Genomic DNA, 18955 nt, shown 5'->3' on the forward strand with positions numbered 1-18955 from the left:
CGCCAGGACGGTGGTACCGTGCGCGCCTCTCTCCTCCAAATCGCCGTGGACGACGCCGAGTCGGTCCCGGCCCGCCGGGCCCGGGTCGCCGCGCTGGTCCGCGAACAGCGGGACGCCGACCTGGTGGTACTGCCGGAGCTGTGGCCGATGGGAGCCTTTGCGTACGAGCAGTTCGAGACGGAGGCCGAGCCGCTGGACGGCCCGACGTACGCCGAGCTCTCGAAGGCCGCCAGGGACGCCGGGGTCTGGCTGCACGCCGGGTCGATCGTGGAGCGGGCGGGAGACGGCCGGCTGTACAACACGGCACTGGTGATCTCCCCGGCCGGCGAGCTGGCCGCCACCTACCGTAAGATCCACCGCTTTGGCTTCGACGAGGGCGAGGCCGTGCTGATGTCGGCCGGCGACTCCCTGACGGTCGTGGAGCTCCCCGAGCAGACCCTGGGCCTGGCCACCTGCTACGACCTGCGCTTCCCGGAGCTCTTCCGCGGCCTGGTCGACTCCGGGGCCACCACCCTGGTCGTCTCGGCGGGCTGGCCCGAACGCCGCCGGGCCCACTGGACCCTGCTGAACCGGGCCCGGGCGATCGAGGAACAGTCGTACGTCCTGGCCTGCGCCACGGCCGGCACCCACGCAGGGGTGCAGCAGGCGGGCCACAGCCTGGTGGTCGACCCCTGGGGCGAGGTCCTGGCGGAGGCCGGCCCGGGCGAGCAGGTCCTGACGGTGGACCTGGACCCGGCGAAGGTGGCGGAGACCCGCGAACAGTTCCCGGCCCTGAAGGACCGCATGCTGGGCATCCGCCCGGCCACCGGCTGACCCTCAGCTCCGGAAGCGGTGCCTCACTTCAGTTCGGTGGTGTCGAGTACGAGGTCGAAGGGCTCGGGCAGCCGGACGGGCGTCCCGAAGGGGTGCGGGCCGTCCGCGGCCTCGTACCCGAGCTGCCCGGGCTGGGAGAACAGGGTGACCTCGCGGCTGATCCGGTCGACCAGCAGGTAGAGCGGGGCCCCGTACTCGGCGTACCGCTTGCGCTTGACGACGCGGTCGGTCTCCGCGTTGGACTGGGACGTGACCTCGACGACCAGGAGCGTCTGGTCGGGCAGCAGCGCTCCTGCCCCGGAGGCAAGCTCTCGCGGCACGACAGCGAAGTCCGGCACGTACCAGTTCGCGGTTTTAGGAAAGTCCAGGTTGCCAGACCCTGTGATACAGCCGAGTTCCCGGGCCCGTGGCTTCACCTGGTCCCGAATGACTTCAGTCGTGTCCTCGTGGTCCCACGTCGGCGGCCTGACCTCGCCGCATCCCCCCTGGATGACCCCCTCGATGATCTCCACGCGGTCACCCTGCATGTGCTGAATGGCGTACTTCAGAGCCCGTTCGGGATCCACACCCGTGGTGTAGTCACGAGGCTCGGCGGCGGTGGCCATGACGTCACTCCTTCCGTCTCGGTCCCACGCTGCCACCCCGGCTGCCCCGCCGTCTCGCGGTTGCCGGGGCCGTCACCCGTGCGGGTATCGCACAAAAGACGGGATGGCACCCTTGGCCGTATGACTTCTGCCGCGTCCACACCCCGACGACGTGCCCGTGTCCGCGCCCCCGAGCTGATCGGCAAGGGCGGCTGGCTGAACACCGGGGGCACCGAGCTCTCCCTCGCCGACCTGCGCGGGAAGATTGTGATCGCCGATTTTTGGACGTTTTGCTGCATCAACTGCCTGCACGTCCTCGATGAGCTCCGTGAGCTGGAGGAGAAGCACCGCGACACCGTCGTGATCATCGGGGTGCATTCGCCGAAGTTCGTGCACGAGGCCGATCACCAGGCCGTTGTCGATGCCGTCGAGCGGTACGAGGTCCACCACCCCGTGCTCGACGATCCCGAGCTGGTGACCTGGAAGCAGTACGCCGTCCGCGCCTGGCCCACGCTCGTCGTGATCGACCCCGAGGGGTATGTGGTCGCGCAGCACGCCGGCGAGGGGCATGCGCACGCCATCGAGCGGCTGGTCGAGGAGCTCGAGGCGGAGCACGAGGCCAAGGGGACGCTGCGGCGCGGGGACGGGCCGTATGTGGCGCCGGAGCCGGAGGCGACCCATCTGCGGTTCCCCGGCAAGGCCGTTGTGCTCGGCAACGGGAACTTCCTGGTGTCGGACTCCACGCGGCACCAGCTGGTCGAGATCGCCCCGGACGGGGAGAGCGTCGTACGGCGCATCGGCAGCGGGGAGCGCGGGTTCGGGCCGGAGGCGTTCAGCGAGCCGCAGGGGCTCGCGCTGCTGCCCGACGGGAAGGTCGTGGTGGCGGACACCGTCAATCACGCGCTGAGGGTGTTCGACCCGGAGAGCGGAGCGGTGGAGACGGTCGCGGGCACCGGCCGGCAGTGGTGGCAGGGCTCGCCCACCGCCGGCCCCGCCCGGGAGGTGGACCTGTCCTCGCCGTGGGACGTGGCCTGGTGGCAGGACCGGGTGTGGATCGCCATGGCCGGCGTGCACCAGCTGTGGACCTGGGACCCCGCGACGGGCACCGTCGAGGCCGCGGCCGGGACCACCAACGAGGGGCTCGTGGACGGGCCCGCCGCCGAGGCCTGGTTCGCGCAGCCGTCCGGGCTCGCCGCCGCCGGGGACCGGCTGTGGATCGCCGACTCCGAGACCTCCGCGCTGCGCTGGATCGACACCGAGGGGACGGTGCACACGGCCGTCGGGACCGGGCTGTTCGACTTCGGGCACCGGGACGGGGCCGCCGGGCATGCACTGCTCCAGCACCCGCTCGGAGTGACCGCGCTGCCGGACGGGTCCGTGGCGGTCTGCGACACGTACAACCACGCGCTGCGCCGGTTCGACCCGGCGACCGGGCAGGTCAGCACCCTCGCCACCGATCTGCGGGAGCCCAGTGACGCGGTGCTCGACGGCGAGGAGATCGTGGTCGTCGAATCGGCCCGGCACCGGCTGACCCGGCTGCGGCTGCCCGAGGAGGCGGTACGGGTGGATGCGGTGGCGCACCGCACGCAGCGGGCCGCCACCGAGGTGGCGGGCGGGGCGCTGCGGCTGGACGTGGTGTTCCGGGCGCCGACCGGGCAGAAGCTGGACACCCGGTACGGGCCGTCCACCCGGCTGCTGGTGTCCTCGACCCCGCCGGAGCTGCTCGCGGAGGGGGCGGGCGCCGGGACCGACCTGTTCCGGGAGCTCCGGCTGGCCGACGGGGCCGGCTCCGGTGTGCTGCACGTTTCGGCGATGGCCGCGTCCTGCGACGACGACCCGGAGAACGAGTACCCGGCCTGCCATGTGCATCAGCAGGACTGGGGGGTTCCGGTGACGGTCGCGGCCGGCGGGGTCTCCCGGCTCGCGCTGGTGCTGGCGGGCATGGACGACGGGGACGAGGGAGAAGGGGAGGGCGTGTGACGCCGGACTTGCGGACCGGGCGGCTGCTGCTGGAGGCGTACCGGCCGGAGGACGAGGACGAGTTCGTCGGGCTGTTCCAGAACCCGCTGGTCTCCCGGTGGATGGGCGAGGGCACGGAGACCGAGGAGAGCGACCGGGCCCTGTTCGGGCGGATCTTCGACAAGGTGTACGCACAGGGGCTGTTCGACGTCTGGGCGGTGCGCCGGGCCGGGGGCGGGCCGGTGATCGGGCATGCCGAGATCAAGCGGACCGAGCAGGTCGACGGGCACGAGATCGTGTACGCGCTGGCTCCGGAGGCGTGGGGGAGCGGGCTCGGCACCGAACTGGCCCGGGCGGTCATCGGGTACGGCTGGGCCACCCTCGGCCTGGCCGAGGTGTACGCGACGGTGGCCGCGCCGAACGAGGGCTCCCTGGTGCTGCTCGACCGGCTCGGGTTCCGGTGGGTGCGGGACATCGCGGAGGAGGACGGCAGTACCACCAGGGTGCTGGTGCTGCCGCGTCCGGCCGGCGGCTGACCCCGCGTGACCGGGGGTTATCCCCCGTCAACAGGCGCCGGTCAGCCTGATGTTGGTCCGGCGGCGGGTTTCGTAGCGTCATGGGCATGATGAAGAACAACCTGGTCCGCGGCGCCGCCGCCGTCGTGCTGGCAGCCGTGCTCGGCTCGCTCGCCGTGCCGGTGGCGGCGGCTGCCGGCCCCGGCCCTGCCCCCGGCCCCGGCCCCGGATGGAAGCCGGCCGTCGAAGCGACGGCCGCACCGCAGGCGGCCCCGCGCGGGACCCTGCTCCGGGTGACCCCGGTGGCCGCCCTCGGCCGGGACCAAGTACGGGCCTACGAGGCCGAGTCCGGGGTGGACACGGCGACCGTCCGGTACGGGGTGCGGGCCTACCGGATCGAGTACGCCACCGTCACCCCGGAGGGCCGCCCCACCACCGCGACCGGACTGCTGACCCTGCCCGAGGGCGGCCCGCGCCGCCCTGACCTGGTCTCCGACACCCATGGCACCCTCGCCTACCGCGACGGCGCGCCCTCGGGCCCGCTCGGCTGGAACCGGCTCACCCCCTACCTGCACGCCTCCGCCGGGCGGGCGGTGGCGGCGCCCGACTACCTCGGGCTCGGCGGCGGCCCCGGGCCGCACCCCTACCTGGACACCCGCTCGGCCGTGACCGCCTCCCACGACATGCTGCGCGCCGCCCGTACCGCGAGCGGCCGGCTCGGCCGGCCGCTCAGCCGCGATGTGTATGTCACCGGGTTCTCCCAGGGCGGGCAGGTCGCGATGGCCCTCGGCCGTGAACTCTCCCGCCCCGGCTCGGGGTTCCGGCTGCGCGCGCTGGCTCCGATGGCGGGCCCGTACGACCTGGCGGGCCAGATGACGGCGCTGACCGACGGCCGGACCGACCCCCGCAGCGCCGTCTTCTACCTCTCCTACTTCCTCACCGCGCAGAACCGGCTGCACCCGCTCTACCGGGACCCGGCGGAGGTGTTCCGGGAGCCGTACGCGCAGCGCGTGGCGGGGCTGTTCGACGGCAGCCGTTCCGAGGAGGAGATCGTCGCCGCGCTGCCGGGCACCCTCGACGAACTCCTCACCCCCGCCTGGGCCGAGCTGGTCCGCCGCCCGGAGGGCGCGCTGCTGTCGGTGCTGCGCGCCAACTCCGGTGTCTGCGACTGGCGGCCCGGTGTCCCGGTCCGCCTGTACGCGGCGGCCGGCGACCGGGACGTGCCGATCGGCCATGCCCGGGCCTGTGCCGCGGAGCTGGCCGGGAACGGGGTGCGGGCCCGGCTGGTGGACCAGGGGCCGGCCGCGGACCACAACGGCACCGCGATCCGGTCGCTGGGCGAGGTGGCCCGCTGGTTCGACGCCCTGTCCCGGCCCTGATCTTCCGGATACCTCCAGGGGGCGTCCTAGCCCTCCAGGAAGGCCACCAGCGCGTTCGCGAGCAGGTACGGGTCCTCCGCGCCGCACAGTTCGCGGGCGCTGTGCATCGACAGGATCGCCACGCCGATGTCGACGGTCTGGATGCCGTGGCGGGCTGCCGTGATCGGGCCGATGGTGGTGCCGCAGGGCATCGAGTTGTTGGACACGAAGCTCTGCCAGGGCACCCCGGCCCGCTCGCAGGCGGCGGCGAACACCGCGCGCCCGCTGCCGTCGGTGGCGTACCGCTGGTTGACGTTGACCTTGAGGATCGGGCCGCCGTTGGCGCGCGGGTGGTGCGTCGGGTCGTGCCGTTCGCCGTAGTTGGGGTGGACGGCGTGGCCGGTGTCGGAGGAGAGGCAGACCGTGCCGGCGAAGGCCCGGGCGCGGTCCTCGTAGGAGCCGCCGCGGGCGAAGACGGATCGTTCCAGCACATTGCCCAGGAGCGGGCCGTCGGCGCCGGTGTCGGACTGGGAGCCGTTCTCCTCGTGGTCGAAGGCCGCGAGGACGGGGATGTACGGGAGCTTCCCGGCGGTGGACACGGCGGCCAGCGCGGCCACGCCCGCGTGCACGGACAGCAGGTTGTCCATCCGCGGGCCGGCCAGCAGTTCGCGGTCGCGGCCGAGATAGGCGGGCGGTTCGATGGAGTGGACCATCAGGTCCCAGCCGGCCACCGAGCCCTGGGGCAGGCCCTCTTCCTCCTCCAGGAAGGCGATCAGGTCGCCCTCCCGGACCTCGCCGAGGCCCCAGATCGGCTGCATGTGCCGCTGCTTGTCCAGCTTCAGGCCGTCGCTGTTGACCGACCGGTCGAGGTGGACGGCGAGTTGGGGGACGCGGAGCAGTGCGCGGTCCACATTGACCAGGCGGTCGCTTCCGTCGCGCAGGGTCAGCCGGCCTGCCAGGCCGAGGTCCCGGTCCAGCCAGGTGTTGAGCAGGGTGCCGCCGTAGATCTCCACGGCGATCTGCCGCCAGCCCTGGGAGCCGGTGTCCGGCTGCGGCTTGACCCGCAGGTTCGGGGAGTCGGTGTGCGCGCCGATGATCCGGAACGGGGTGTGTGCAGCGGCGTCCTCGGGCACGTACCAGGCGATGATCGCGCCGCCGCGGAGCACGAACTTGCCGCCCGCAGTCGAGTCCCAGGCGTCCGTTTCCGCGACCTGCCTGAAGCCCGCCTTCTCCAGCCGCTCGGCCGAGTTGGCCACGGCGTGGTACGGCGAGGGGCTCGCCGCCAGGAAGGTCATCAGATCGTCGGTGTGGCCGCGGTCGAAGCGGGCGGGAGAGCTCATGTGGTTCACCTTAACGACGGTCGTGTTCGTCATGGCCGGACTGCGGCGGATGGCCGAAGAGTGCGGTTGCGCGTGGTGGTGAACGCGGTCCCGGGTTCGGTCAGCCCGGCGGGCGCTCGAAACGGCGTTGCAGCCGGCGCCGCTCTCCCCGGCGGATGCGCGGGAGCATCTCCGGGGTCTGCGGCGGGCGCTGTGCGCGTCTTCTGCGTCCGGCGCAGAAGATACAGGCTTCCCCGGGCGGAGCATCGGGGTCCACCGGCGCGCCGGGATGTTCGGCGCAGCCGGAGGCGCCCCGCGGGCGGGAGAGTTCGCGGGCCACGATGAACGCGCGGTGCAGATCGTCGGCGATCTGCACGAACTCCGCGTCGGGGGAGGAGAAGCCGAGATCGAACCGGCGGTCCTCGATGGCGCGGAGGTAGGTCCGGAGCAGGTGCAGGGTGTACGGCGGCGGGGGCACCGGGTAGCCGAGGCGGCGCTGTTCCACGGCCGGGGCGGCGGTGCGTCCGCCCTGGGTGCGCTGTCCGAGCCGGCGCCGGTCGTTGCAGAGCAGGCAGCGGCCCCAGCCCTCGGGGGCCTCGGGGTCGATGGCGCCGTTGGGATGGTCGGGGCAGCCGGTGTAGCTCTTGGCCGGGGCGAGCCCGGCGGCGGTCTGGAAGGCGGCGTAGAGCGCGTCGGCGACGCCTTCGTATTCGCCGGGGTGTGCGCCCTCGTACAGGTCCTTGACCTGGTCGCCGAGGGCGCCCAGGTTCGACTGGAGCTCCTTGAGGGCGTACGGGCGCCCGGCCGGGACGGAGTATCCCCGGCCGTGCTGCTGCTCCTGTGGACTCATACCTACGAGCGTCCCATGGATGTCCGACAACGGTGACCGGCGGCCGTCACGGCTGTGGCCGGACCCCCGGTAGGGGAGGTCCGGCCACAGCTTCGTACGTACACCGCGTACGGATGGGGTCCGCCTGGGGCCCTGGGGCTGTCCCTTAGAAGGCGGCCTCGTCGAGGTCCATCAGCGAGTTGTCGACGGCCTCGGCGAGCTGGCGGGCGACCGCGACGCCCGGCAGGATCTGGGAGGCGAAGAACTTCGCCGCCGCGATCTTGCCCTGGTAGAACGGCACGTCCTTGGCGGAGGCGCCGGCCAGCTTCCCGGCGGCCACGGCGGCGCCCTTGAGCAGCAGGTAGCCGACCACGACGTCGCCGGAGGCCATCAGCAGGCGGGTGGTGTTCTGGCCCACCTTGTAGATGTTCTTGACGTCCTCGCCGGTGGCGGTGAGGTCGGTGATCATCTTGCCGACGATGCCCTCGAGGTCGACGGCGGCCTTGGCCAGCGCGTCGCGGGCGTCGGCCAGCTCCTCGCCGCCCTCGCCCTCGGCCAGGAACTTCTTGATCGTCTCGGAGAGGACGTTCAGGGAGGCGCCCTGGTCGCGGACGATCTTCCGGAAGAAGAAGTCCTGGCCCTGGATGGCCGTGGTGCCCTCGTAGAGGGTGTCGATCTTGGCGTCCCGGATGTACTGCTCGATCGGGTATTCCTGCAGGTAGCCGGAGCCGCCGAAGGTCTGCAGGGACTGCGCCAGCTGCTCGTACGAGCGCTCCGAGCCGTAGCCCTTCACGATCGGCAGCAGCAGGTCGTTGAGGCCGACCTGAGCCGAGGCGTCCTCGCCGGCGGCCTGCTTCAGGGCGATCTCGTCCTGGACGGCGGCGGTGTAGAGGACGAGGGCGCGCATGCCCTCGGCGTACGCCTTCTGCGTCATCAGCGAGCGGCGGACGTCGGGGTGGTGCGTGATGGTGACCTTGGGCGCGGTCTTGTCCATGAAGTTCGCCAGGTCCGGACCCTGCACGCGCTCCTTGGCGTACTCCAGGGCGTTCAGGTAGCCGGTGGAGAGCGTGGCGATGGCCTTCGTGCCGACCATCATGCGGGCGAACTCGATGATCATGAACATCTGGCGGATGCCGTCGTGCTTGTCGCCGATCAGCCAGCCCTTGGCGGGGTGCTGGTCGCCGAAGGTCATCTCGCAGGTGTTGGAGGCCTTGAGGCCCATCTTGTGCTCGACGTTGGTGGCGTAGACGCCGTTGCGCTCACCCAGCTCGCCGGTCTCCCAGTCGAAGTGGAACTTCGGGACCAGGAAGAGGGAGAGGCCCTTGGTGCCGGGGCCGTGGCCCTCGGGGCGGGCGAGGACGTAGTGGAGGATGTTCTCCTCCATGTCGTGCTCACCGGAGGTGATGAAGCGCTTCACGCCCTCGATGTGCCAGGAGCCGTCGGCCTGCTGGATCGCCTTGGTGCGGCCGGCGCCGACGTCCGAGCCGGCGTCCGGCTCGGTGAGGACCATGGTGGAGCCCCAGCGCTTCTCGACGGCTATCTGCGCGACCTTCTTCTGCGCCTCGTTGCCCTCTTCGAAGAGGATGCCGGCGAACGCCGGGCCGGAGGAGTACATCCAGATGGCCGGGTTCGAGCCGAGCAGGAGCTCCGCGTAGGCCCAGATCAGGGAACGCGGGGAGGTGGTGCCGCCGATCTCCTCGGGCAGGCCCAGACGCCAGTACTCGGACTCCATGAAGGCTTCGTAGCTCTTCTTGAAGGAGGCCGGGACGGGGGCGGTGTTGGTCGCCGGGTCGAAGACGGGCGGGTTGCGGTCGGCGTCCTCGAAGGAGGCGGCCAGCTCGTTCTCGGCGAGGCGGGCGATCTCGGACAGGACGCTCTTCGCGGTCTCGGTGTCCATCTCCTCGAACGGGCCGGTGCCGTACAGCTTGTCGCGGCCGAGCACCTCGAAGAGGTTGAACTCGATGTCGCGGAGATTCGACTTGTAGTGCCCCATGGCGACGGCTCCGTTAAGCGCTCGGGAGACAGGTTCCAACGTACGTACCAATCGGTAACGTAATAGTGCTACCCGCCGGTAATAAGAATCAACCCCTGGTTGTGGACTGTGACCAGCGTCGCGCGGTGGGCTCGGTAGTCTTGGCCCATGTACGGCTACGACCAGCAGCAGCAGTACGCCGCCCCGCAGCAGCAGATGCCCGGTGGCTACGCCGAGCAGCCGCTCTACCCCGAGCCCTCTCCGCCGTCGCTGGCCGATGCGGTGCGGGCCTTCACCACAGGCTCGCTGTCGGCCGAGGATTTCCAGCAGATTTTCGCCACATCGCGGGTCTACTGCCCGCGCGGTGACACCCCGGGCTTCCTGGCGCTGCACAACACGCAGCAGCCGGTGATCCCGATGTTCACCACGCTCAAGGAGCTGCGCCGGTACGCCGGCAAGGAGTCCAAGTACTTCGTGATCACCGGCGCGGAGGTCATCGACCTGCTGCCGACGGGGTATGGCTTCGTCCTCGACATGGAGGGCGACCACCGGATGGTCTTCGACGCGAAGGCGGTCGAGCAGATGGTCGACTTCGCGATGCGCCGTATGTACGGCTAGCGCGCCCTGCGGCCGGCCGGCGGCCTGGCTGCGACTGCGCCTGCGACTGCGGGGGTGGTGCTGCGGTGCGTCCACGCGCCGTACCCGCACCAGACCGCAGCCGCGAGGACGACCGCGACGGCCCCGGCCGCGAGGACGGGGGGCTCCGGGCGGAAGCCGAGGGCCAGCCGGGTGCCCACCATGACCAGGACGAAGCCGACCCGGCCGGGGGCGTAGAGGATGATCCGGGCGGCGGTCGCCCGCAGCAGCGTGGTGGCCGCCAGGCCGATGGCTCCGCACACGGCGAGCAGAGGCCACACCGGGCCGGGCGCGGCGCTCGGGATGCCGTAGTCCTCCGGACCCAGCCGCCACCACGAGGCGACCCAGCCGGCGCCGACCGCGCAGACGGTGATGCCCAGGACCCAGAGCGCATGGCGCCACAGCGGGCCGGGGCGGAGCTCGCCCTCTTCCTCGTCGTCGGCGATGTCGTCGCTGTCGATGATCTCCATCATGCCCGGTAGGACGCACGGCCACGGGCAAAGGTTGGCCCCGGGGAATTCCCCCGGGGCCCTTCCTGTTCTGCGGGTGTGGCAGAAAGTTCGAGTTTCAACTAAACTCGACGCAGAAGGAGGTCCGACCATGCCTGCAGTGACTGTGGAGAACCCGCTGACGCTCCCGCGCGTCGCCGAGCCCCAGGCGGCCGTGCCGCGCAAGGTGCTCGCCGTGACGACCGCGCCGGGCGGGTTCGAGGGCGAGGGATTCCCGGTGCGCCGCGCGTTCGCCGGCATCAACTACCAGTACCTCGACCCGTTCATCATGATGGACCAGATGGGCGAGGTGGAGTACGCGCCGGGCGAGCCCAAGGGCACCCCGTGGCACCCGCACCGCGGCTTCGAGACCGTCACGTACCTGATCGACGGAACCTTCGTGCACCAGGACAGCAACGGCGGGGGCGGTGTCATCAACGGCGGGGACACCCAGTGGATGACCGCCGGCTCCGGCCTCCTGCACATCGAGGCCCCGCCGGAGTCCCTGGTCGTGTCCGGCGGGCTGTTCCACGGCCTCCAGCTGTGGGTGAACCTGCCGGCCTCCGACAAGATGATGCCCCCGCGGTACCAGGACATCGGCGGCGGCCGGGTCCGGCTGCTCACCACGCCCGACGGCGGCGCGCTGCTCCGGGTGATCGCCGGTGAGCTGGACGGTCACCAGGGTCCGGGCATCACCCACACCCCGATCACGATGATCCACGCGACGGTCACCCCGGGTGCGCAGCTCACCCTGCCGTGGCGGGAGGACTTCAACGGCCTCGCGTACGTCCTGGCCGGGCGCGGCTCGGTCGGCGCCGAACGGCGGCCGGTCCACACCGGCCAGACCGCGGTGTTCGGCGAGGGCGGCTCGATCACCGTCCGGGCGGACGAGTCCCAGGACTCCCATGCTCCGGACCTGGAGGTCGTCCTGCTGGGCGGGCGCCCGATCCGGGAGCCCATGGCGCACTACGGCCCGTTCGTGATGAACAGCCACGCCGAACTCCAGCAGGCCTTCGAGGACTTCCAGGCGGGCCGGCTGGGCCGGATCCCGACCACCGAGCGCACCGGCCTCGGCCACCGCGGCACCGGCGCGGTGGACGAGGAAGAGGCGGGCTAGATCTAAGAGGTTCTGGCGGGCTCGGGCTCCGGCCCGGGCCCGGGCGGGGTGTCCGTCGCGTACCGGGTTCGCAGCTCCGACACCACCCCGAAGGCCGCCGCCGTCAGCGGCACGGCCAGCAGCATGCCCAGGATCCCGGCCACGCCGGCGCCCGCCGTGATGGCGAGCATGACCACGGCCGGGTGCATCTGGACGGTCCGGCTCTGCACCACCGGCTGGAGCACATTGCCCTCTATCACCTGGACCGCGAGGATCAGCCCGAGCGTCCACAGGCCGATGAGCCAGCCCCGGTCGGCGAAGGCGACCAGCACCGCGATGGCACCGGAGAGGAAGGCGCCGAGGTAGGGGATGTAGGCGGTGACGAAGACCAGCGCGCCGAGTCCCACCGCTCCCGGCACCTTGAGCACCAGCAGGCCCATGGTGATCAGGATGGCGTCGATCAGCGCGATAAACGTGGTGCCGCGCATAAAGCCCTCGACGGCGTCGAACGCGCGCCGGCCCATCGCCTCGACCATGTCCCCGGAGTGGTGGGGGACCAGCGAGCGCAGGGTGACGGCGGCGCGGTGCGAGTCCCGCAGGAAGAAGAAGATCAGCAGCAGTGCGAGCACGGCGGTGGCGAGCATCTGCCCGACCACGCTGAGGCCGGTGATCACACCGGAGGCGGCGGTGCCGCCGAACTTCTCCAGCAGGCTCTTCGAGTTCTTGGCGAGGTCCTCCAGCGAGGTGCCGGCCGCACCGAAGTGCTGGGCCAGGTCCCGGCCCGCCTTGCGCAGGGAGTCGATGATCTGGTCGCCGGTCTCGATCAGCGCCAGCGCCACCAGGTACGTGGCCCCGCCGACCACCGCCACCACCGCGAGACAGGTGAGCGCGGCGGCGAGGGAACGGTTCACCCGCCACCGGACCAGCCGCCGGTGCATCGGCCCGAGCAGGGCCGTCCCCAGCAGGGCCAGCAGCGCGGGGGTGACGGCGGTCTTGAAGGTGATGCACAGCCAGACCAGCACCGCTGTCACACCGGTGACGAGCAGGAAGACGGCGCACCAGGCGGCGAGCCGGCGGACGGGCTCGGGAAGGAGAGAGCTGATCACCGGCTCAGATTAGGGGGTGTCCGGGAGGTTCTCCGGGTCGGCCTTCGACTGTTCGTGCAGCTCGAACCAGATGGACTTGCCCTCACCGCGCGGGTCCACGCCCCAGCGGTCGGCCAGCATCTCCATCAGCAGCACCCCGCGCCCGCTGGAGGCCATCTCGCCGGGGTGCCGCTTGTGCGGCAGTTCGTCGCTGCCGTCGGCCACTTCCACCCGCAGCCGCCGGGTGCCGTGTTCCCCGGCCGCCTCCGCGACCAGCAGCGCATCGCCGTCGGTGTGCATCAGGACGTTGGTGACCATCTCGGAGACCATCAGCACGGCCGAATCGACCTGGTCCTCGTCGGCCCAGTCGTGCAGCAGCTGCCGCACCTGCTGCCGGGCTCCGGCGATGCGTTCCGGTTCGGCCTGGGCCACGGTCAGCATGGTCCGGCGGACCGGCCGGGCCGGGTGGGCGAGCCCGGCGCCGCAGCCGCAGCCCGGCCCCTCGCGGCAGAGCAGCACCAGGGCGATGTCGTCCTCGCGCCGGTCGGCCAGCGGGCCGGTGGTGTGATGCGAGGACGGCCCGTGCACGGCGGAGACCAGCAGGTCCGCGAGTTTCTCCAGGCTCTCCGACTCGTGCGTGCCGGTCTCCAGGATGGCCCGCAGCCGGGCCCAGCCGGTGTCCAGGTCGTGACCGCCGGTCTCGATGAGCCCGTCCGTGCACAGCATCATCGTTTCGCCGGGTTCGAGGGTGAACCGGGTCGTCGGGTAGTCGGTGTCCGCGACGATGCCCAGTGGCAGTCCGCCCGCCGTCGGCCGCATCAGCACGGTCCCGTCGGTCATCCGGACCACCGGGTCGGGGTGGCCCGCCCGGGCCACCTCCAGCATCCCGGTCTCCGGATCGCACTCCACGTACAGACAGGTCGCGAACCGGGGGCCGACGTCTTCGTCCTCCTCGTCCTCCTCGTAGGAGTCGGTCAGCCCGGCCAGGAACCGGGAGGCGCGGGAGAGCACCGCATCCGGCCGGTGGCCCTCCGAGGCGTAGGCCCGTACGGCGATCCGGAGCTGGCCCATCAGGCCCGCCGCCCGTACGTCATGGCCCTGCACATCGCCGATGACCAGGGCGAACCGGTCACCCCCGGGCAGCGGGATCATGTCGTACCAGTCGCCGCCGACCTGGAGTCCGCCGCCGGTGGGCACATAGCGGGCGGCGACCGTCATCCCGGGGATCTCCGGCCCGAGGGTGGGCATCATCGCCCGCTGGAGACCGGTGGTGAGCTCCCGCTCGGACTCGGCCACGCCCGCCCGCTGGAGGGCCTGGGCCAGCATCCGGGCGACCGTGGTGAGGACCGAGCGTTCGTCGGGGGAGAAGGACACCGGGTGCTTGAAGGCGGCCATCCAGGCGCCCATGGTCCGGCCGGCGACGATCAGCGGCAGGAAGGCCCAGGAGGCGCGGGCGAAGCGCCGGGCCAGCGGCCAGGCCGCCGGGAAGCGCCGTTTGTACTCCTCCGGGCTGGGCAGGTAGAGCGCCCGCCCGGTCCGGACCACCTCGGCGGCCGGGTAGTCCGTCTCCAGCAGCATCTCGGTGAACGGACCCTCGTCCCCCGGATTGTGCCCGTGGTGCCCGATGACCGACAGCCGGTCCCCGGCCACCCCGAAGACCGCCAGCCCGTCCGGGGTGAACCCGGGCATCGACAGCGAGGCGGCCACCCGCAGCACCTCGGCGGTGGACCGGGCCTCGGCCAGGGCCCGGCCCGCATCCAGCAGGAAGGCCTCCCGGGAGCGCCGCCAGTCGCCGGTGATCGCGGTGTGCGCGGCGGTGGTGCCCGGCTGCGGGGCGGCGATCTCCTGGAGGGTGCCGACCAGCTGGTAGTCCGTACGGCCGTCCGCCGTGCGGTTCTCCAGCGGCTTGGAGCGGCTGCGTACGGTGCGCAGCACCCGCCCGTCCTCGTCCATCACCCGGAGCAGCGCCTCGGCCAGGGTGCCCTCGGCGACCGCCAGCTGCACGATGCCGTTGATCTCGTTCCAGTCCACCGGGTGGAAGCGGGAGCGCACCGCGACCTCGGGGAGGTGCACCTCCTCGGCGGGCAGGCCGAGCAGCCGGGCGGCCTCGCCGTCGAGGGTGACCGTCCCGGAGGCGTTGTCCCAGCGCCACAGGCCGGTTGCGATCGCGGCCAGGACGTCCTCGGTGCGCATGTACGTCATCTTTACAGGTCATAGCCGTGAGCCGCCCGTCAGGCCGTCGGCGGGCCGGTTGCGGGCCGGGCGGTAACCTTGGTGGGGTTGAATCCCAGCTGCTATCGCGAAGAACTGGATGAATGATGCATCGGTACAGGTCCCACACCTGCGGCGAGCTCCGCGCCTCTGACGTCGGCACCGACGTCCGGCTGAGCGGCTGGCTGCACAATCGTCGAGACCTGGGCGGCATCCTCTTCATCGATCTGCGCGATCACTACGGCATCACGCAGCTCGTCGCCCGTCCCGGCACCGCAGCCGCCGAGGCGCTGGACAAGCTCTCCAAGGAGACGGTGATCCGGGTCGACGGCAAGGTCGTCTCCCGCGGCGCCGAGAACATCAACCCCGAGCTGCCGACCGGCGAGATCGAGATCGAGGCCGCCGAGGTCGAGGTGCTCGGTGCCGCCGCCCCGCTGCCGTTCACGATCAACACGGACGACGGCGTCAACGAGGAGCGCCGCCTGGAGTACCGCTTCCTCGACCTGCGCCGCGAGCGCATGCACCGCAACATCATGCTGCGCTCCGCTGTCATCGCCGCGATCCGCCACAAGATGGTGGCCCTCGGCTTCAACGAGATGGCGACCCCGATCCTCACCGCCACCTCCCCCGAGGGCGCGCGCGACTTCGTGGTCCCCTCCCGCCTGAACCCGGGCAAGTTCTACGCCCTGCCGCAGGCGCCGCAGCAGTTCAAGCAGCTGCTGATGATCTCCGGTTTCGACCGCTACTTCCAGATCGCGCCCTGCTTCCGCGACGAGGACGCCCGCGCCGACCGCTCGCCGGGCGAGTTCTACCAGCTCGACGTGGAGATGTCCTTCGTCGAGCAGGAGGACGTCTTCCAGCCGATCGAGAAGCTGATGACCGAGCTCTTCACCGAGTTCGGCGGCGGGCGCGAGGTCACCTCCCCGTTCCCGCGGATCCCGTTCCGCGAGTCGATGCTGAAGTACGGCAACGACAAGCCCGACCTGCGCGCCAAGCTGGAACTCGTCGACATCACCGACGTCTTCGAGGGCTCGGAGTTCAAGGCGTTCGCGGGCAAGCACGTGCGCGCCCTGCCGGTGCCGGACACCGCCGGCCAGCCGCGCAAGTTCTTCGACGGCCTCGGCGACTTCGCGGTCTCGCTGGGCGCGAAGGGCCTGGCCTGGGTGCGGGTCGGCGAGGACGGCAGCCTGTCCGGCCCGATCGCCAAGTTCCTCACCGAGGAGAACGTCAAGGTCCTCACCGAGCGCCTGGGCCTGGTCCCCGGCCACGCGGTGTTCTTCGGCGCGGGCGAGTTCGACGAGGTCTCCAAGATCATGGGCCCGGTCCGGGTCGAGGCGGCCAAGCGGGCCGGCCAGTTCGAGGAGAACGTCTTCCGGTTCTGCTGGATCGTCGACTTCCCGATGTACGAGAAGGACGAGGAGACCGGCCGGATCGACTTCTCCCACAACCCGTTCTCCATGCCGCAGGGCGGCATGAAGGACCTGGAGGAGAAGGACCCGCTGGACATCCTGGCCTGGCAGTACGACATCGTCTGCAACGGCATCGAGCTGTCCTCCGGCGCCATCCGCAACCACGAGCCCGAGGTCATGCTGAAGGCCTTCGAGATCGCGGGCTACGAGGCGGAGACCGTCGAGCGCGAGTTCGCCGGCATGCTGCGCGCGTTCCGCCTGGGCGCCCCGCCGCACGGCGGCATCGCCCCGGGCGTGGACCGCATCGTGATGCTGCTGGCGGACGAGCCGAACATCCGCGAGACCATCGCCTTCCCGCTGAACGGCAACGCGCAGGACCTGATGATGGGCGCGCCGACGGTGCTGGAGGAGGCCCGCCTGCGCGAGCTGAACATCGCGCTGCGGAAGCCGGCCGAGGTCAAGCCGGCGGACGCCAAGCCGGTGTCGGAGTCGGTCCACCCGGACGCGGCGCGCTAGTTCTGGCTGTAGCTGTACGCGAAGGGCCCGGGATCCGGACGGATCCCGGGCCCTTCGTCCGTTCTCGCGGGGCTGCTGATGCTGATCAGGACCCGGTAGGCCTGCTTGCCCTTTGGCAGCGGGGCGGGGGAGTCCGGTCCGGGGACGAAGGCCTGGGGCGTGTGGACGGTGACCTCGACGCCGTCCCGGTAGACGATCCGGCCGGGGTGCTGCCGGTCCGGCTTGGGGGCGGCCGACCAGGAGACCAAGGTCCGTTCCGGAGCGACGTACCCGACCGGCCCGTGGCTGCTGTTGCTGCCGTTGGCGTTGTCGCCGTCGGTGTCGTACGCCTCGTGCAGTGCCCAGGCCGCCCAGGTGAGGAACAGGACCGGCACGACGAAGGCGGTGATGCCGAGCCCGATGCCGAGGTTGGCGGTGGTGGTGGCGGTTCCGGTGGCGGGTCCGGTGGCGAGGTTGCGTCGGGCCCGGCCGCGGGCCACTGCGCCGCACACCACGGCGGCGATGCCGAGCGGCGGGGCCGCCAGGGACGCCGGCAGCAGTACGGGCGTCATCACCAGCGCCATCAGGCCCAGTGTGCCGAGCACCGCCGCGGCGGTGCCGATCCCCGTCGGCTCGTCTCTCTCCATGCCCCGCACGCTAGGTGCCGGGCGGGCGGCCCCGCTTCGGCGCGGATACTCAGATCCGCGCTGAGTACGGGGCCGCCGTGACGTCAGAACCGGTTGAGGATGCCCTTGAGGAGGGCGGCGGAGGTCAGCTCGCGGGGAGCGGGTCCGGCGTGGAAGAAGCCGGCGTTCTCGGCGTCGAGCTTGCGGAGGAAGTCGAAGGCCTTCGCGTCGTGTTCACCGAAGGCGACGAACTGCCAGTGGATGTCGTGCGCGGCGGCATCGGCGAGGGCCTGGCGGGCGGGCACCCGGTTGTCGGGTGCGCCGTCCGTCTGGAACACGACGTAGGCCGGGCCGTCGGCGCCGTTCTTCTCGTAGTGCTCGACGACCGCCTCGACGGCACGGTGGTAGCTGGTGCGGCCCATGTGCCCGAGGGAGGTGTGGGCGGCGTCGACCCAGCCGTCGTTGTGGGCGTCGAGGGTGAGGTCGGCGGTCCCGTCGATGTCGGTGGAGAAGAACACCGTGTGGACGGTGGCCTCCTCGTCGAGGTGCGCGGCGAGGGCGAGGGCGTGGTCGGCGAGGTACTGGGCGCTGCCGTCCTTGTAGTACGGCCGCATGGACCCGGAGCGGTCCAGCACCAGGTAGACCCTGGCCCGCGCGCCGGCCCGCTGCTTGCCGCGCAGCACCTGCCCGGCGGCCTTGTACGCCCCGGCAACCCCGGGCGCCCGCCGCTTCACGGCAGCCAACGCAACAGCCGGCTCCGCCTGGACCGGCTCGGCCTGGACCGGCTCGGGCTCCGGCTCGGCCTCGGCGGCCACCGGCTCCGCCTGCACGGCGACCGGCTCAGCCTCGGCGGCCGGTACGGGCTCGGCCGCAGGCTCCGCCTCGGCGGCCACCGGCTCGGGTGCCGGCTCCACGATCGGCTCCGGCTCGGCCACCGGCTCCGCCTGCACGGCGACCGGCTCGGCTTCAGCGGCGGCCGGTACGGGCTCGGGCTCCGCGGCGGCGATCGGCTCGGCCACGGGCTCCGGCTCCGCCTCGGCGGCTGCGGCGGCCGGCTCCGCCGGCACGGGCTCGGCCGCAGCTGCGGGCTCCACGACCGGCTCCGGCTCGGCCTCGGCGGCCACCGGCTCGGGTGCCGGCTCCACGATCGGCTCCGGCTCGGCCACCGGCTCCGCCTGCACGGCGACCGGCTCAGCCTCGGCGGCCGGTACGGGCTCGGGCTCCGCGGGCACGGGCTCGGCGGTCACCGGCGGGGTGGAGGTGGTGGCGCGGCGGGCTTCCGGGACCGTGGGGTCCGGAGCCGGGGCCGTGAGGAGGGTGCCGCGGTCGCGCGGGGCCGACTGCGGCGGCACCAGCGGATTGTCGAAGGACGCCGCCACAAGCGCCTCCGCCGCATCCATCGGCGTGCGCTCCGCCGCCTGCGCGGGGAGAGCGGGCTGGGCGGTGGTGGTGGCAGTGGGATCGGTGCTCTCCGGGACCGGTTCCGGAGACCGGCCGAACACCTTGCGCAACAAGCTCCGAATACCCATGGGCCAGGCCTTTCGCATGAGTGCGTGCGTC

At 71.9% G+C, this 18955-nt stretch carries 16 protein-coding genes; 7 read left to right on the forward strand and 9 right to left on the reverse strand.

What is annotated here, in order from left to right:
* The first annotated feature begins 18 nt into the window (after positions 1 to 18).
* Entirely contained in the window at positions 19 to 813 is a 795-nt protein-coding gene (locus DEJ50_RS16895) for a carbon-nitrogen family hydrolase (protein WP_150208817.1), read from the forward strand.
* A gap of 23 nt (positions 814 to 836) precedes the next feature.
* Here the strand turns inward: DEJ50_RS16895 and DEJ50_RS16900 are convergent, their stop codons facing one another.
* On the reverse strand, positions 837 to 1418 hold the full coding sequence (locus DEJ50_RS16900; protein ID WP_150208818.1) for a Uma2 family endonuclease: 582 nt from the start codon (positions 1416 to 1418) through the stop codon (positions 837 to 839).
* Between the two features lie 120 nt (positions 1419 to 1538).
* Between DEJ50_RS16900 and DEJ50_RS16905 the strand changes: the two genes are divergently transcribed.
* The 3 genes from DEJ50_RS16905 (at position 1539) to DEJ50_RS16915 (ending at position 5250) form a co-directional block, all read left to right on the forward strand.
* A complete protein-coding gene (locus tag DEJ50_RS16905) occupies positions 1539 to 3377 on the forward strand; it encodes an NHL domain-containing thioredoxin family protein (protein ID WP_150208819.1) in 1839 nt (612 codons plus the stop codon).
* Positions 3374 to 3892, forward strand: coding sequence for a GNAT family N-acetyltransferase (locus tag DEJ50_RS16910; RefSeq protein ID WP_150208820.1), 519 nt, complete (start codon positions 3374 to 3376; stop codon positions 3890 to 3892). The genes DEJ50_RS16905 and DEJ50_RS16910 overlap by 4 nt, the downstream gene beginning before the upstream one ends.
* Before the next feature lie 86 nt (positions 3893 to 3978).
* Positions 3979 to 5250, forward strand: a complete 1272-nt coding sequence (locus DEJ50_RS16915; protein WP_150208821.1) for an alpha/beta hydrolase family protein — start codon at positions 3979 to 3981, stop codon at positions 5248 to 5250.
* A 26-nt stretch (positions 5251 to 5276) separates the two neighbouring features.
* Here DEJ50_RS16915 and DEJ50_RS16920 read toward each other — a convergent pair whose 3' ends face one another.
* The 3 genes from DEJ50_RS16920 to DEJ50_RS16930 form a co-directional block, all read right to left on the reverse strand.
* Entirely contained in the window at positions 5277 to 6569 is a 1293-nt protein-coding gene (locus tag DEJ50_RS16920) for a M18 family aminopeptidase (RefSeq protein WP_150208822.1), read from the reverse strand.
* A 100-nt stretch (positions 6570 to 6669) separates the two neighbouring features.
* Complete coding sequence (locus tag DEJ50_RS16925) at positions 6670 to 7398, reverse strand: hypothetical protein (RefSeq protein WP_150208823.1); 729 nt, start codon at positions 7396 to 7398, stop codon at positions 6670 to 6672.
* Between the two features lie 145 nt (positions 7399 to 7543).
* A complete protein-coding gene (locus tag DEJ50_RS16930) occupies positions 7544 to 9370 on the reverse strand; it encodes an acyl-CoA dehydrogenase (RefSeq protein WP_150208824.1) in 1827 nt (608 codons plus the stop codon).
* Between the two features lie 147 nt (positions 9371 to 9517).
* On the opposite strand from DEJ50_RS16930, the gene DEJ50_RS16935 reads away from it, so the two are divergent.
* Positions 9518 to 9967 carry an SseB family protein gene (locus tag DEJ50_RS16935; protein WP_150208825.1) on the forward strand — a complete coding sequence of 150 codons (450 nt, stop codon included), beginning with the start codon at positions 9518 to 9520 and terminating at the stop codon, positions 9965 to 9967.
* Here DEJ50_RS16935 and DEJ50_RS16940 read toward each other — a convergent pair.
* Entirely contained in the window at positions 9964 to 10458 is a 495-nt protein-coding gene (locus DEJ50_RS16940; RefSeq protein ID WP_150208826.1) for a hypothetical protein, read from the reverse strand. The genes DEJ50_RS16935 and DEJ50_RS16940 overlap by 4 nt on opposite strands.
* 127 nt (positions 10459 to 10585) lie before the next feature.
* On the opposite strand from DEJ50_RS16940, the gene DEJ50_RS16945 reads away from it, so the two are divergent.
* A complete protein-coding gene (locus tag DEJ50_RS16945) occupies positions 10586 to 11590 on the forward strand; it encodes a pirin family protein (protein ID WP_150208827.1) in 1005 nt (334 codons plus the stop codon).
* Between the two features lie 2 nt (positions 11591 to 11592).
* Here DEJ50_RS16945 and DEJ50_RS16950 read toward each other — a convergent pair whose 3' ends face one another.
* On the reverse strand, positions 11593 to 12672 hold the full coding sequence (locus tag DEJ50_RS16950) for an AI-2E family transporter (RefSeq protein WP_150212180.1): 1080 nt from the start codon (positions 12670 to 12672) through the stop codon (positions 11593 to 11595).
* Positions 12673 to 12684: 12 nt separating this feature from the next.
* The gene (locus DEJ50_RS16955) at positions 12685 to 14847 is read right to left on the reverse strand and encodes a SpoIIE family protein phosphatase (protein WP_150212181.1); all 2163 of its coding nucleotides are present in this window, start codon (positions 14845 to 14847) and stop codon (positions 12685 to 12687) included.
* Between the two features lie 125 nt (positions 14848 to 14972).
* Between DEJ50_RS16955 and aspS the strand changes: the two genes are divergently transcribed.
* Positions 14973 to 16790 (forward strand): aspartate--tRNA ligase, encoded by a 1818-nt coding sequence (aspS, locus tag DEJ50_RS16960; protein WP_150212182.1) that lies wholly within the window; start codon positions 14973 to 14975, stop codon positions 16788 to 16790.
* Here the strand turns inward: aspS and DEJ50_RS16965 are convergent.
* Complete coding sequence (locus DEJ50_RS16965) at positions 16787 to 17416, reverse strand: hypothetical protein (protein WP_150208828.1); 630 nt, start codon at positions 17414 to 17416, stop codon at positions 16787 to 16789. The two genes, aspS and DEJ50_RS16965, sit on opposite strands and share 4 nt — an antisense overlap.
* Before the next feature lie 83 nt (positions 17417 to 17499).
* Positions 17500 to 18924, reverse strand: a complete 1425-nt coding sequence (locus tag DEJ50_RS16970) for a VWA domain-containing protein (protein WP_150208829.1) — start codon at positions 18922 to 18924, stop codon at positions 17500 to 17502.
* Between the last annotated feature and the right edge of the window lie 31 nt (positions 18925 to 18955).

Origin of the sequence: Streptomyces venezuelae (genome assembly GCF_008642295.1) — a bacterium.
In the GTDB taxonomy this organism is placed as follows: Bacteria; Actinomycetota; Actinomycetes; order Streptomycetales; family Streptomycetaceae; genus Streptomyces; species Streptomyces venezuelae_C.

What these genes read in the sequence shown, in the direction of transcription:
- DEJ50_RS16905 (WP_150208819.1), top strand. Translation starts at nt 1,539, where the DNA reads ATGACTTCTGCCGCGTCCACACCCCGACGACGTGCCCGTGTCCGCGCC.
- DEJ50_RS16945 (WP_150208827.1), top strand. Translation starts at nt 10,586, where the DNA reads ATGCCTGCAGTGACTGTGGAGAACCCGCTGACGCTCCCGCGCGTCGCC.
- DEJ50_RS16925 (WP_150208823.1), bottom strand. Translation starts at nt 7,398, where the DNA reads ATGAGTCCACAGGAGCAGCAGCACGGCCGGGGATACTCCGTCCCGGCC.
- DEJ50_RS16955 (WP_150212181.1), bottom strand. Translation starts at nt 14,847, where the DNA reads ATGCGCACCGAGGACGTCCTGGCCGCGATCGCAACCGGCCTGTGGCGC.
- DEJ50_RS16920 (WP_150208822.1), bottom strand. Translation starts at nt 6,569, where the DNA reads ATGAGCTCTCCCGCCCGCTTCGACCGCGGCCACACCGACGATCTGATG.
- aspS (WP_150212182.1), top strand. Translation starts at nt 14,973, where the DNA reads ATGCATCGGTACAGGTCCCACACCTGCGGCGAGCTCCGCGCCTCTGAC.
- DEJ50_RS16900 (WP_150208818.1), bottom strand. Translation starts at nt 1,418, where the DNA reads ATGGCCACCGCCGCCGAGCCTCGTGACTACACCACGGGTGTGGATCCC.
- DEJ50_RS16915 (WP_150208821.1), top strand. Translation starts at nt 3,979, where the DNA reads ATGATGAAGAACAACCTGGTCCGCGGCGCCGCCGCCGTCGTGCTGGCA.
- DEJ50_RS16930 (WP_150208824.1), bottom strand. Translation starts at nt 9,370, where the DNA reads ATGGGGCACTACAAGTCGAATCTCCGCGACATCGAGTTCAACCTCTTC.
- DEJ50_RS16965 (WP_150208828.1), bottom strand. Translation starts at nt 17,416, where the DNA reads ATGGAGAGAGACGAGCCGACGGGGATCGGCACCGCCGCGGCGGTGCTC.
- DEJ50_RS16970 (WP_150208829.1), bottom strand. Translation starts at nt 18,924, where the DNA reads ATGGGTATTCGGAGCTTGTTGCGCAAGGTGTTCGGCCGGTCTCCGGAA.
- DEJ50_RS16935 (WP_150208825.1), top strand. Translation starts at nt 9,518, where the DNA reads ATGTACGGCTACGACCAGCAGCAGCAGTACGCCGCCCCGCAGCAGCAG.
- DEJ50_RS16940 (WP_150208826.1), bottom strand. Translation starts at nt 10,458, where the DNA reads ATGATGGAGATCATCGACAGCGACGACATCGCCGACGACGAGGAAGAG.